The following is a 13,062-nucleotide window of genomic DNA, read 5'->3' as shown; positions in this document are numbered from 1 at the left end:
CTATTCGGCTTCCAACCGCTCCACGGCCGCGGACAGGGTGGTCAGGGCGTCGACGATCTTCGCCAGTTCGGCCGAACCCAGTTCGGCCGCAAGACGTTTCGCGAGCACGGCGTGCCGCGGCGAGATCCGGGCCACGGCCGCCCGGCCCGCCTCGGTGGCGGCGATGAGTTTGGCGCGGCGATGGGCCGGGTTGGGCCGATATTCGGCCAAACCCTTGTCCACCAGCAGATCCGCGATGCGCTGCACGCTCTGACGGGTGATCCCCATGGCGCGGGCGATCCCCGCGACCGGCAGCGGTTCGGGCAGTACCGCGCCGAGCACCTGCCACCAGGCCGCGGTGATTCCGGCCGGGCGGGCCAATTCCTCTGCGATGGTGAGGAATTGGCCGTTGAGCTTGAACGAGGTGATCGCGGCCGTACTGAACAGCTCCTGCTCCGACCGCGGCATTACGCGCCGACCCCCGCCCGGCTCTGCTCGTATTCGGCGAGGGCGTAGAACCCCTGGGGATCATTGTCGCCGTAGAGCCGATACCAGGCCTCGAGGATATGCGGCTCGTACAGATCCAGGCGCGCGAAGACGGCGCGAGCGAATTCGACCGGTTTGGTCCCGGTCGCGGTGATGAGATCGCCGTCGGTCACCGCGGGCCGGGCCAGGTAGTGCGCTCCGCCCGAATATCCGCTCATCCCAAGGTATCCCGGGTCATTGCTGGTGTGCTGACGATCGTCGAGCAGGCCCGCAGCCGCCAGCCCGAAGGTCGCCCCGCAGATGGCCGCGACCGGCACACCCGCCTCGTGGAATTCACGCGCCTTGGCGGCGAAGACGGCCAACTCCGGCCCCACCCAGGTGTCCGCGCCCGGCAGAATCAGCATCGCGCTGTCGGCGGGGGACAACTCGTCGACCGCGATATCCGGCAGCACCCGCATTCCGCCCGCCGATGTGACAGCCTCGCGGCCCGCACCGACCGTGCGCACCTGCCACGTCCCCGGCTCACGCTGCCACATCGACCGGTTGATATGCGCGGTCGCATGACCGACCTCCCAATCGGCGAAGGTGTCGTAAACCGCCATGTGCACCGTTTTCATCATGACAGCATGCTGTCATATTTGACAGAATGCTGTCAATGCTTCGGAAGTACCCGATAGACGATCTCCACCGAACCGCCCGGCAGCGGACGCGAGCTCTCGAACTCCAGATCGGTGTCGGGATCGAACGAATCCGTCAGGCGCATACCGCTTCCCACCAGGAACGGCAGCACCACGAGTTCGAGTTTGTCGAGTACGCCGAGGGCGCGATAGGTCTCGATCGTGCCCGGACCGCCGATCAGATGGACATCGCCGCCGCGGTTGGCCGCGCGGATCTTCTCGAGCAGCCGGACCGGATCGTCGTCGAAGGTCACCTCGTCGGGCGTGCCCTCGGGCCGATGCGAGCCGAGGACGAAGACCCGCAGATCCGGCCACGGCCAGCGGTCGGCGGTGAGCGCGGGTTCGAAGGTGGTGCGGCCCATCAGGGCCGCCTCACAGGTACGCAGGAATTCCGCGATGCCGTGGCTGCCCGGACCGTGTACCGGATCGATGACCTGCGGCGGCCAGCCGTCCGGGGTGGTCACATAGCCATCGGCGGTCATACACAGGCGAGCGAGGATCTGCACGGGAAGTCCCTTCTGTCGAGTCACAGAAGAGACGGCCCCGCGCGCCGAAATTCATCGGCTCAGGTGAGCGCCTGATCCAGATCGGCGAGCAGATCCTCGACGTCCTCCAGGCCGATCGAGACGCGTACGACGCCGTCGGTAATGCCCACGGCCGCACGACCCTCCGGGCCCATGGCCCGGTGAGTGGTGGTGGCCGGATGGGTGACCAGCGATTTGGCGTCGCCGAGGTTGTTGGAGATATCGATGATGCGCAGGCGGTTGAGCACCTCGAAGGCCCGCTTCTTGGCTTCTTCCGGCAGCGCCGCGAGCTCGAAGGTGACCACTGTGCCGCCGCCCGACATCTGCTGACGAGCCAGCTCGTACTGCGGATGTGATTGCAGGAACGGGTATTTCACCCACGCGACCGACGGATGCCGTTCGAGGAATTGCGCAACCTCGAGCGCCGACCGCACCGAGTGGCGCACGCGCAGCGGCATGGTCTCCAGACCCTTGAGCAGCGTCCAGGCATTGAACGGGCTCAGCGCCGGACCGGTATGGCGCATAAGCGTTTTCACCGGCCCGTCGATGTAGTCGTGCTCGCCCAGGATCGCGCCGCCGAGTACCCGGCCCTGGCCGTCGATGTGCTTGGTGGCCGAATACACCACGACATCCGCGCCCAGATCGAGACTGCGCTGCAGCAGCGGCGTGGCGAAAACGTTGTCCAGCACCACCTTCGCGCCCGCGGCGTGTGCGAGTTCGGAAACCCGGCGCACATCCACCAGCGTCTGCATGGGGTTGGACGGGGTTTCGAAGAACACCGCCTTGGTGGGCTGCGACAGCGCCCGCTCCCACTGATCGAGATCCTCGCCGTCGACGAAGACGGTCTCCACGCCCCAGCGCGGCAGGATCTCATTGCACACCACGAAGCAGGAGCCGAACAGGCTGCGCGCGGCCACCAGCCGATCGCCCTCGCCCAGCAACGCGCCGAGGGCGACGAAGACCGCCGCCATACCGCTCGCGGTCGCGAAACAGGCCTCGGCGCCCTCGATCAGGCGCATCCGCTCCTCGAACATGGCGACCGTGGGATTGCCGTAGCGCGAGTAGATGAAGTGCTCGACCTCGCCGGTGAACGCGGCCTCGGCGGCCTCGGCGCTCTCGTAGACGAAGCCGGAGGACAGATACAGCGCCTCGGCGGTCTCCTCGAAACCCGAGCGCCGCACGCCGCCGCGCACGCCGATGGTCGCCGGGCCGACGCCCTCGGGCAGTGGCTTGTCGAATGCGCCGCCGGTGATCACGACTGCCGCCAGGGCAGGCCGAGGGCGCGCCAACCCGCGCCGCCGCGATGTCCGTCGGCGTCGAGCGGGCCCTCGAAGCCCTCGAGCACGTTGTAGGACGGTTCATATCCCGCCGCGGTCGCCGCCTTGGCCGCGCCGATCGAGCGCTGACCGGACCGGCACAGGAAGATCACCGGCGCGTCGCTGTCGGACGGGCGACCGGCCAAGGTCTGCTTCAACTGATCCACGAACTGCGAATTCGGCGTTCCGGTGCTGTCGACCCATTCGATCAGGGCCGTGGGCCGGTCGACATCGCTCGTATCGGGTACGCCGACGAACCGCCATTCGGCCTCGGTGCGCACGTCGATCAGGACCGCATCGGGGTTGTCGCGCAACAGGTCCCACGCCTGCTGCGGGGTGATATCGCCGGCGTAACTCATGAGCGCACCTCACGGGGACAGCAGATCTGCTCGTACATTCGATCGAACCTCCTCGAATCCGCACTTGCCGCGCCGGTTTCGGCGCGTGGCCAGGTCGTCACCCGGAGCACCCCGCCACGAAAGAGGGTTGCCGACCAGCTAGCCGGGGCTTAGCGCTGGTACTCATGACCTGGGATGAGAGTGCCTGGTCAGGGGCCCGGCTGTCAAACGTCAGGAGTTACAGACCACCCACTGATCGCCGGACTTGCTCAAATTCCAGGTGGCGGTCTGTTCGCGGCCGTCGATCTTGCTGGTCACCGTGGCCTTGGCGCGGGAGCCGTCGACGGTGGCGTCGCGAATGCCGGAGATCTCGACCTGCTTGCCGACGGCGTCGGGCCCCAGCGGGGATTTGGCCGGATCGAAGCCGGGGCAGACGGTGGTCGCGCGGCGGTCGGCGTTCGAATCCGCTTGGGCGGTGGCGAAATTGCGGACCGCGACGGCCAGACGATCGGATTCTGTGACATTGTTCTCAGCGGGGCGCAGCACGCCCAGCAGAACCACTCCGCCGATCAACAGCAACGCCACCACCGCGGCCGCGATGAACGGCGCCAGGGACCGGACGGGCTCGCGCTGGTCGATCGGGGTCGGTTCATCGGCATCGGTCATGCGGATATCATCGCTGGTCATCGATAGTGGTTCGAATCACACTCGAATTTCCCGGCCGAGACCGGGAATATCGGCCATAGCTGCCACCGATAGAATGCCTGGAACTCCGGCCGCGGCCGGTGGGATCGGATCCCGATGCAGCAACGAGGTAGCGATCCGGGCGTCAACTTAGCCTAAGCTAAGAACGACGGCTAAGACATGACGACAGAGTTCTCGACCAGAGGGTGCGCGTAAGAATGACCGAACACAGTGCAGCGAACCGCCCACTGCGCATCGCGATCGTGGGCGCCGGACCGGCCGGAATCTATGCCGCCGACGCCCTGATGAAATCCGATGCCGACGTGAGCATCGACCTGTTCGAGCGGATGCCCGCCCCGTTCGGCCTGATCCGCTATGGCGTCGCGCCGGATCATCCGCGCATCAAGGGCATCATCACCGCGCTGCACAAGGTGCTCGACAAGCCGCAGGTGCGCCTGCTCGGCAATATCGACTACGGCTCCGACATCACCCTGGTCGAGCTGCGCCGCTTCTACGACGCGGTGATCTTCTCCACCGGCGCCAATGCCGATCGCGCACTGGGCATCGCGGGCATCGAACTGGACGGCTCCTACGGCGCAGCGGACTTCGTGTCCTGGTACGACGGACATCCCGATGTGCCGCGCGAGTGGCCGCTGGAGGCGGAGAAGGTCGCGGTCCTCGGCGTCGGCAATGTGGCGCTGGATGTGGCGCGCGTGCTGGCCAAGACCGGTGACGAACTGCTGCCCACCGAGATTCCGCCGAACGTCTACGAGGGCCTGCGCGGTAACAAGGCGCTCGAGGTGCACGTCTTCGGCCGCCGCGGCCCGGCGCAGGCCAAGTTCACCCCGCTGGAGCTGCGCGAGCTGGATCATTCGCCGAATATCGAGGTCATCGTCGATCCCGAGGACATCGACTACGACGAGGGCTCCGAGGCCGCGCGCCGCCACTCCAAGCAGGTCGACATGGTCTGCAACACGCTGGAGCAGTGGGCGATTCGCGATGTGGGCGATCGGCCGCACAAGCTGTTCCTGCACTTCTTCGAATCCCCCGCCGAGGTGCTGGGCGACGAGGACGGCAAGGTCGTCGGCCTGCGTACCGAGCGCACCCAGCTCGACGGCACCGGCAACTGCAAGCCGACCGGCAAATTCACCGACTGGGATGTCCAGGCCGTCTACCGGGCCGTGGGCTATCTGTCGCAGAACATCCCGCAGCTGCCGTTCGACGAGCAGGCCGGAACCGTCCCGAACGAGGCCGGTCGCGTCCTGGCCGACGACGCCGCCGCGGATCCCGCGCAGCGCTATCTGCCCGGCACCTACGTCACCGGCTGGATCAAGCGCGGCCCGGTCGGTCTGATCGGCCACACCAAGGGCGATGCCAACGAGACCATCGCCTGCCTGCTCGACGACGCCCCGGCCTTCGCTCCGGCCGAGCAGCCGGATCCCGAGGCCGTGACGAAGTGGCTGGAGGACAAGGGAATTCCGTTCACCACCTGGGCGGGCTGGTACCGGCTCGACGCGCACGAGCGTGCCCTGGGCGAGCCGCAGGGCCGCGAGCGGGTCAAGGTCGTCGAGCGCGAGGACATGCTGCGTGCCAGCGAACCGAACAAGGTGTGACCGCGCGACCGTCCTTCAGGCATGCTGATCACGTGTTCGATGCCCATGTCCACGTCATCGATCCGCGGTTCCCGCTGATCGAGAACCAGGGCTACCTGCCCGACCACTACACCATCGCCGATTACCGAAAGCGCATGTCGCGCTTCGACGTCGACGGTGGTGCGGTGGTGAGCGCGTCGTTCCAGGGTGCGGACGACCGCTACTTGACCACGGCCCTGGCCGAACTCGGCCCCGGCTGGGTCGGGGTGATCACCCTGCACCCCGACGCCACCGACGAGCAGATCCTCGCACTGGATCGCGCCGGGGTGCGCGCGCTGCGATTCAATCTCAAGCGCGCCGCGGTCGATATCGTCACCCTGACCATGCAGGCCCTGCGGGCCCATGAGCTCGCGGGCTGGCATGTCGAGCTCTACATCGACGGCTCGATGCTCGGTTCACTGGAACCGGTGATCTCCAAACTGCCGTCGCTGTCGATCGACCATCTCGGCATGTCCGACGACTGCCTGCCATATCTGCTCGATCTGGTCGATCGCGGTGCGCGGGTGAAGGCCTCCGGCTTCGGCCGGGTGTCGATGGACATCCCCGCCGCGCTGCGGCGCATCCACGCGGTGAATCCGGACGCCCTGATGTTCGGCTCCGATCTGCCCGGCACCCGCGCCGGGCGGCCCTTCCGGGATTCCGATATCGAGCTGATCGGCGATGTGGTCGGCGCCGATATGTACAAGGTCCTGGCGGACAACGCCCGCGCGTTCTACCGCCTGCCGGTGAAGGTGCGCCCGGTTCACGAGGATCCGCTTCCCACCCTGCCCATGCCCGCCATCTCCGACGACGAGCCCCCCACGCTGCGCATGCCCCGCTCGCAGCTGCCCGTCGTCGAATGACCTCAGTCGAGGTTCGGATGCGCCATCAGGTAGTCGGCGGCCGCCGAGGCGACACGGTAGGCATTGTCGACGGCCAGGGGGAAGCCCGGATTCTCCGCGCCGGAGTCGATGGCGGTCAGTAGTTCGGTAACCGTCTGCCCCGGACGCGGGCGGTCGAAATTACTTGCGGTGCGCAGACATACGTAGCGGTTGAGCATCCCCGCGCGCGCCAGGGCGGCGGCGGTGGCATTGTCCTCCATCTGCGAGGTGCAGTAGCGGCCCTGACCGCTCGTCCGCGCGCTGACGATGGCCGCGGTCTGCGCCGAAGACGCGGCGCCGGACCAGAAGTTGTCGCCGGTGGCCGTATCACACTGCTGCACATCGGGTTTGCGGCCCTCCTGACCGGGGAAGGCGGCGCGGGCGGCCGCCGCGGCCGGACTGTCGGCGAGGGCGACGTCCTTGGTGTTGCGGTACACCGCGTCGACCAGTTGCTGATCCAGCTCGTAGACCTCGGTGCCCGCCCTGGGCATATCCAGGAAGCCGTAGTTGGGCACGGTCGGATCGTCCTGCGGCAGAACATGATGTCCGAGGTCGATGTCGACCACCCGGCGCGCCCACGCGGCGAAGCCGAGGGTGCCAACCTCCGGCGGCGTGCCCGCGATTCCCGCGGTGATGAAGTACGCCCGGTCGAAATCCAGTCGCGGCGAGGCCAATACGGCCGAGGTGGACAGGGCGGCATTGGTCTTGCCCATATCCGTCACCAGCACGCAGAGTCCGGAGTCGTTGCAGCGCACCGGGGTTCGCACGCCCGGCACCGAGATCTCCCGCGTCCACTGCCGCTGCTTCACCCACGGCTCGACCTCGGGATCGAACATGGTGATGACCATGGCGCGCACCCCGATCCGATCGTCACCCGACGAATGCGATCCGCATCCGGTCAGAACGAATACCAACCCGAGCGCCGACAGCATCGCGCCGACCAATCTGGTGTACAACGAACCTCCCTCACCTCGACGAATATCTACCCAATAGAAATACCGCACAGTCGGTAGTCGATGCGGGATCCGGGCGGTAGCCCCTGGAAGCATGGGCGAGGTGGGCATTACGCCCATCGGTACGCTGGGCCTCACCGACGGAGTCCGGTATCGGGGGTCTGCCGTCGAAATCCGCGGTGCTACAGATATTTTCATCAGATCGGAGCACCCCCTTGCGACTCGTAGCCTGTCTCGCCCTCGGCGCGGCCGCCGTCTCGCTCACCGCCCTCGCCTACGCACACGCAGCCGGGCCGGAAACCCAAACCGCCCCAGCGACACCCACCACCACGGCAGCGCCCACCACCACGACCGAGCCGACCACCAGCGCGCCGACAACCACCACCGCGCCGCCGACCGTCACCACGCCGCCGACCGTCACCACGACGCCCACCCCGCCCACGATCGAACCCACCACCTCGCCATCTCCGACCACGACCAGCCCGACGAGCACGGTCGCCCCGGATCCCGACTTCGACGGCTGGCACTGCGGCCGCGGCTTCAACGACCTCGAGGTCCGCGCCCTCGACATCTCCTGCGATACCGCCTTCCAGGTGATCGACGCCTACGGCAAGGAGTCCGCGCGCTGGGGCTACGGCGTGGTCATCGTCGTTCAAGCCGCCGGTCGGACCTGGAATTGCCAACAGCTGCACGGTGATTGGGATCCGTATCAGGACTGCGCGAACGTCGGCCTGTCCTCCGAGCGGGCACGGCTGCTCGGAGGACAGGCCGAGGCGCCCCGCGTGATGCCGGGCTCGGGTTCGTCCGGACGCTGACGCGCGGACCCCACGCCCTATTGTCATACTGACAACAACCGGATGTGATCCGGTGCGCAGCATCGACGACGAACGAGGTAGGGCGTGAGCACTCCATCCACCGCCGCGAAACAGGGTCCGCTCGCGGGCATTCGAGTTGTTGAACTGGCCGGAATCGGCCCGGGCCCGCATGCGGCGCTGCTGCTCGCGGACCTGGGCGCGGATGTGGTGCGGGTGCAGCGGCCCGGCATGCTGCCCGGCTTCATGGAACGACCGCAGTGGCGGGGCCGCACCATTGTCGAGGCCAATCTGAAGGATCCGGCCGAGATCGATAAGGTGCTCGGCCTGATCGATAAGGCCGATGTGCTCATCGAGGGCTTCCGTCCCGGTGTCACCGAGCGCATGGGACTGGGCCCGGATGTGGCGCTCGAGCGCAATCCCCGCCTGGTGTACGGGCGGATGACCGGCTGGGGTCAGCACGGCCCGCTGGCCGATCGCGCGGGCCACGACATCAACTACATCTCGCTGACCGGCGTGCTCAACGCCATCGGCCACCGGGGCGAACGCCCGGTGCCGCCGCTGAACATGGTCGGCGACTTCGGCGGCGGTTCGATGTTCCTGGTGTTCGGCATCCTCGCCGCGCTCGTGGAACGGCAGAACTCGGGCAGGGGCCAGGTCATCGATGCCGCGATGATCGATGGCGCGCTGGCGCTGTCGCACATGATCTGGGGCATGAAGGGCGTGGGCCTGTGGTCCGACGAACGCGGCACCAATCTGCTCGACACCGGGATGGCCTTCTACGACACCTACGAGACCGCCGACGGCAAGTACATGGCCGTGGGCGCGATCGAACCGCAGTTCTTCGAGGAGCTGCTGCGGGGCCTGGAAATCGACGCCGACGGCCTGCCACATCAGCTCGATCCGAACGGTCAGGAACAATTTCGGAAACTGTTCACCGAGAAGTTCAAAACCAGAACACGCGACGAATGGACCGCGATCTTCGACGGCACCGACGCCTGCTGCACCCCGGTGCTGACCCTGACCGAGGCCGAGCGGAATGCCCATATCGTGGCCCGCACCGGCCTGATCGAGATCGATGGCGTGGTCCAGCACGCACCCGCGCCCCGCTTCTCGCGCACCCCGGCCGGGACCCCCACGCCGCCGCCGGAGCAGGGCACCCCGATCGACCAGGTGTGGACGGTATAACGCGGTTACCGCCTGGTCTTGGTTCGCACCGCTTACGATCGACTCGGGCACTAGAGTGATTGATATGGCTCGGAATTGGCCGATGATCGAGCGCGGGCACGAGCTGGACGCCATCCGCGCGGCACTCACCGGCACCGAATTCGTCGGGGCGGTCCTGACCGGCGATGCGGGGGTCGGTAAGACGACGCTGGCCCGCCAGACGACGGCCGCGGTGGGCGGGAATGTTCGATGGGTCGCCGGGACCGAATCCGCGCGCAGCATTCCGCTGGGCGTCTTCGCGCATATGGTCGGGGTGTACACCGCGCACGATCCGGTGACATTCATGGCCGCCGCGCGCGAGGCGCTGCTTGCCGACGGCGACACCATCATCGGCGTCGACGACGCGCATCTGCTGGATCAGCTGTCGGCGACGCTGCTGCTGCAGCTGGCCATCGACAAGGCCGCGCGGATCGTCTGCACGGTGCGCAGCGGGGTGCAGGTTCCCGACGCGGTGACCTCGCTGTGGAAAGACGGACATCTGCTGCGAATCGACCTGCGTCCGTTCACCCAACGCCAGAGCGTCGAACTCGTCGAATCCATGCTGGGCGGCCAGCTGGAGGGCTTCACCGCCAATCTGATGTGGGAATCCTCCGGCGGCAACGCGCTTTTCCTGCGGCATCTGGTCGAGGGCGCGCTGGAGGCGGGCACGCTGCGGCAGGTCAACGGGGTGTGGCAGTTGCGCGGTCGGGCCGCGGTCACCTCGGAATTGGCCGCGCTGCTGGAGGATCGGGTCGAACAGCTGCCGGAGTCGGTGCTGCGGGTGCTGGAGTTGCTGACCTTCTGCGAGCCGATCGATCTGGACGTCTTGGCCGAGCTCGCGGGCGAGGAGGCCGTGGAGTCGGCCGAATCCCGCGGTGTCATCAGGATTGTCGAGAACACCCATCAGCTGCTGGTGCGCTACAACCATCCGCTGTTCGGCGAGGTCATCCGACGGCGGCTGGGCATCGCCTCGGCCCGGCGACTGCGCGGGCGGCTGTACTCCTCACTGAAGGAGCGGCCGATAAAATCCGCCTCCGATCGCATCCGGCTGGCCGAATTGGCCTTGGACAGCGATAAATCCGCGGATCTGGAGCTGTTCGTGGCGGCGTCGGAGGATGCCATCGGACTGGCCAATATTCCGCTGGGCGAGCGGTTCGCGCGGGCGGCGGTCGAGCGACGCGGCGGACTCGAGGCGGCCGATCTGCTGGCCCGCGCGCTGCTGTGGCAGGGGCATCGGATCGAGGCCGAGCGCACGCTGGCCAGTTTCGATCCCGATCAACTCGACGAGGTGCAGCTGGCGCGCTGGGGCAGTACGCGGGTGGCGAATCTGCTGTGGGCCATGGGCGATGCCGATCGCGCCAACGAGGTGCTGGCGCTGGTCCGCGGCAAGGTCACCCATCCGCGAATCGCGTTGACGCTGCAGGGCCTGGCCTCGGCGTGCGCGGTGAACGAAAACCGTTTGGAGGACGCGTTCGTCGATGCCGAACAGGTGATGGAGACCGCCGACGCGCCGCCCTGGGCGGTGTGGTGGGCCTCGTTCGGCGGCGGGCTGGCACTGGCGCTGATGGGACGCGGCGAGGCGGCCCGACAGTACGCGGACCGGGGTCATCAGGTCGAATCCCATATAGACGGACTCAATCGGTTCATGTCCACCCATGCCGAGGTGCTGGCGCTGACCCTCACCGGCGATCTGGAATCCGCGCGACATTGTGCCAGTACCTATTTCGGCTACTCCGCACCGGGACAGTTTCTGGCGTGGGGCCTTTCGCGCATCCTGCAGGGCACCGTGAACGTGGCGCAGGGCCGCTTCCCCGACGGCATCGAGAATTTGGAGCAGGCGCTGGCCGCACTGCATACCGAGGGTGCGGCGGCGTGGATGTTCCCGGCGAGAATTCGCCTGGCCGAGGCGTATTCGGCACTGGGACGTGCGGCCGAGGCGGCCGAAACCATCGCCGAGGCGGTATCGCGCGGCGGCCGCCACAGCGCGGTGTACGAGCCGCAACTGCAGATCGCACAGGCGTGGCAGGCCGCGGCCGAGGGGACGGTCACCCCGGCGGTGCGGCTGGCGATCGGCGCCGCCGACGCCGCCGCGCGGGCCCATCAGCACGCGATCGAGGCGATGGCCCTGCACACCGCGGCCCGCTTCGGCGATCACACCGTCGCGGGACGCCTGGCCGATCTCGCCGCCCGCATCGACGGGCGGCTGGTACAGGTCCAGGCCCGGCACGCGGTGGCGGTGGCCTCCAACGACGGACCCGGATTGGACACCGCCGCAGCGCAATTCGAGGAACTCGGGGCGCTGCTGTCGGCCGCGGACGCCGCGGCGCAGGCGGCCTCGGCGCACGAGCGTTCGGGTGATCGCCGCCGCCTGCTGGAATCGGCCGCCACCGCCAATCGCCTGGCCGCGGCCTGCGGCGGCGCGAGCACCCCCGCGCTGCGGCAATCCGCACAACCGCTGCCGCTGACCGCTCGCGAACGCGAGATCGCGAATCTGGTAGCGGCCGGGCTGAGCAATCGGCAGATCGCGGATCGGCTCACGGTGTCGGTGCGCACGGTCGAGGGGCATCTGTACCGGGCCTGCATCAAACTCGATGTCACCGACCGGGAGGCGCTCGCCGAACTCATGCGCGGAGAGCCACCGAGCGGCAAACAGCGGGGTTGAGATCGACGGCGCAGTTCATCGATATTCGGTGAGCGTGGTCACATCGATTTGCCATCGATAGTTATCAATTGGTTACCATCCTGCCCGGGTGATCCGAACCGGATCGCCGGGGGATCTTTCCGCTCGTGGGGGATCTGCTTCTCACCAATCGAAGTTGCAGGGTGGTGTGTTCGACGTGGCTCGTCGGCAGCTAGTGAATTCCGGCGCGCCGCGGCGCGCCCTGATCGTCGGCGCGATTCCGCTGGCCCTGGCCGTGGCGTGTTCCAACGGTCCCGACGGTCCGGTGGTCGTGCGCGGCGGCGCGCCGACCGTCGAGAACATCCGGCCGGGTTCGAGTACACCGTCTCCCGTCGAGCCCGCCCCCGCACCCGGCGGCGACCATGTCGCACCGACCCCCGCGGGCCCGGTCCAGCCCGGCGTGACCGCGACCCCACGCCACCCCGGCCCGGCGCAGCCCGGCGTGACCACACCGGCCGTCCCCGCCCCGCTCGTCCCCGAATACGTTGCGCCGCAAAGTTTCCGCGCCGTCCCCACCCCGCAGACCGCACCCGCGATCGACTGGCAGGCCCTGCACGCGCCCACCCCGGTCGCCCCCGTCGCACCGATCGCACCCCCGCCGCGCACCCTGCGCGTCGGCGCGTTCACCACGGCCGTGCCCGACGACATCACCGATAACGTCCTGACCCCCGTGAATTTCGCCGCCGCCGAAACCGAGGCCGCGATCGCCACCGGCCTGAACTCCGTCGGCATCAACGCCACCCGCTCCGACAAGATCGCGGGCCTGACCGTCGCCGGTGCCGCGGGCGGCGCGGCCCTCGGCGCGGCCGCAGCGGGTCTCCCCGCCGCCGCGATCGGAGCCGTCCCCGGCGCGATCATCGGCACCGGAGTCGGCGCGGTCACCGGCGCGATCATC

At 68.0% G+C, this 13,062-nt stretch carries 13 protein-coding genes and 1 riboswitch; of the genes, 6 read left to right on the top strand and 7 right to left on the bottom strand.

The window, feature by feature from the left end; all coding sequences use genetic code 11:
- The 6 genes from NP4_RS32470 to NP4_RS32445 all read right to left on the bottom strand — a co-directional run bounded on the left by NP4_RS32470 (nucleotide 1) and on the right by NP4_RS32445 (nucleotide 3,986).
- Nucleotides 1–447 (bottom strand): MarR family winged helix-turn-helix transcriptional regulator, encoded by a 447-nt coding sequence (locus NP4_RS32470; RefSeq protein WP_068006135.1) that lies wholly within the window; start codon nucleotides 445–447, stop codon nucleotides 1–3.
- The gene (locus NP4_RS32465; RefSeq protein ID WP_068006133.1) at nucleotides 447–1,085 is read right to left on the bottom strand and encodes a type 1 glutamine amidotransferase family protein; all 639 of its coding nucleotides are present in this window, start codon (nucleotides 1,083–1,085) and stop codon (nucleotides 447–449) included. The genes NP4_RS32470 and NP4_RS32465 overlap by 1 nt, the downstream gene beginning before the upstream one ends.
- 32 nt (nucleotides 1,086–1,117) lie before the next feature.
- Nucleotides 1,118–1,672, bottom strand: coding sequence for a dihydrofolate reductase family protein (locus NP4_RS32460; RefSeq protein WP_218023997.1), 555 nt, complete (start codon nucleotides 1,670–1,672; stop codon nucleotides 1,118–1,120).
- Nucleotides 1,673–1,707: 35 nt separating this feature from the next.
- The gene (locus tag NP4_RS32455) at nucleotides 1,708–2,922 is read right to left on the bottom strand and encodes an O-succinylhomoserine sulfhydrylase (RefSeq protein WP_068006128.1); all 1,215 of its coding nucleotides are present in this window, start codon (nucleotides 2,920–2,922) and stop codon (nucleotides 1,708–1,710) included.
- A complete protein-coding gene (locus tag NP4_RS32450; protein ID WP_068006126.1) occupies nucleotides 2,919–3,341 on the bottom strand; it encodes a rhodanese-like domain-containing protein in 423 nt (140 codons plus the stop codon). Before NP4_RS32450 ends, NP4_RS32455 begins: the two co-directional genes overlap by 4 nt.
- Before the next feature lie 55 nt (nucleotides 3,342–3,396).
- Nucleotides 3,397–3,511: riboswitch (SAM riboswitch) on the bottom strand.
- Nucleotides 3,512–3,551: 40 nt separating this feature from the next.
- On the bottom strand, nucleotides 3,552–3,986 hold the full coding sequence (locus tag NP4_RS32445; RefSeq protein ID WP_147288077.1) for an Rv0361 family membrane protein: 435 nt from the start codon (nucleotides 3,984–3,986) through the stop codon (nucleotides 3,552–3,554).
- A 236-nt stretch (nucleotides 3,987–4,222) separates the two neighbouring features.
- On the opposite strand from NP4_RS32445, the gene NP4_RS32440 reads away from it, so the two are divergent.
- Both NP4_RS32440 and NP4_RS32435 read left to right on the top strand, forming a co-directional pair.
- Nucleotides 4,223–5,617 (top strand): FAD-dependent oxidoreductase, encoded by a 1,395-nt coding sequence (locus NP4_RS32440; RefSeq protein ID WP_068006121.1) that lies wholly within the window; start codon nucleotides 4,223–4,225, stop codon nucleotides 5,615–5,617.
- 32 nt (nucleotides 5,618–5,649) lie between these two features.
- Nucleotides 5,650–6,498 carry an amidohydrolase family protein gene (locus NP4_RS32435; protein WP_068006119.1) on the top strand — a complete coding sequence of 283 codons (849 nt, stop codon included), beginning with the start codon at nucleotides 5,650–5,652 and terminating at the stop codon, nucleotides 6,496–6,498.
- 2 nt (nucleotides 6,499–6,500) lie between these two features.
- Here NP4_RS32435 and NP4_RS32430 read toward each other — a convergent pair whose 3' ends face one another.
- Nucleotides 6,501–7,472 carry a nucleoside phosphorylase-I family protein gene (locus NP4_RS32430; protein ID WP_169813837.1) on the bottom strand — a complete coding sequence of 324 codons (972 nt, stop codon included), beginning with the start codon at nucleotides 7,470–7,472 and terminating at the stop codon, nucleotides 6,501–6,503.
- A 212-nt stretch (nucleotides 7,473–7,684) separates the two neighbouring features.
- On the opposite strand from NP4_RS32430, the gene NP4_RS32425 reads away from it, so the two are divergent.
- The 4 genes from NP4_RS32425 to NP4_RS41335 form a co-directional block, all read left to right on the top strand.
- On the top strand, nucleotides 7,685–8,284 hold the full coding sequence (locus NP4_RS32425) for a hypothetical protein (protein ID WP_068006117.1): 600 nt from the start codon (nucleotides 7,685–7,687) through the stop codon (nucleotides 8,282–8,284).
- An 84-nt stretch (nucleotides 8,285–8,368) separates the two neighbouring features.
- On the top strand, nucleotides 8,369–9,469 hold the full coding sequence (locus NP4_RS32420) for a CaiB/BaiF CoA transferase family protein (protein WP_068006115.1): 1,101 nt from the start codon (nucleotides 8,369–8,371) through the stop codon (nucleotides 9,467–9,469).
- 64 nt (nucleotides 9,470–9,533) lie between these two features.
- Entirely contained in the window at nucleotides 9,534–12,149 is a 2,616-nt protein-coding gene (locus NP4_RS32415; protein WP_068006113.1) for a helix-turn-helix transcriptional regulator, read from the top strand.
- Nucleotides 12,150–12,324: 175 nt separating this feature from the next.
- A partial coding sequence (locus NP4_RS41335) for a hypothetical protein (RefSeq protein WP_156524959.1) occupies nucleotides 12,325–13,062 on the top strand: 738 nt, incomplete at its 3' end.

It is taken from the genome of Nocardia pseudobrasiliensis NBRC 108224, from assembly GCF_001613105.1.
Lineage (GTDB): Bacteria > Actinomycetota > Actinomycetes > Mycobacteriales > Mycobacteriaceae > Nocardia > Nocardia pseudobrasiliensis.
Note: the sequence above shows the minus strand (reverse complement) of the source record. Positions and strands in the feature narration are given on the sequence as shown.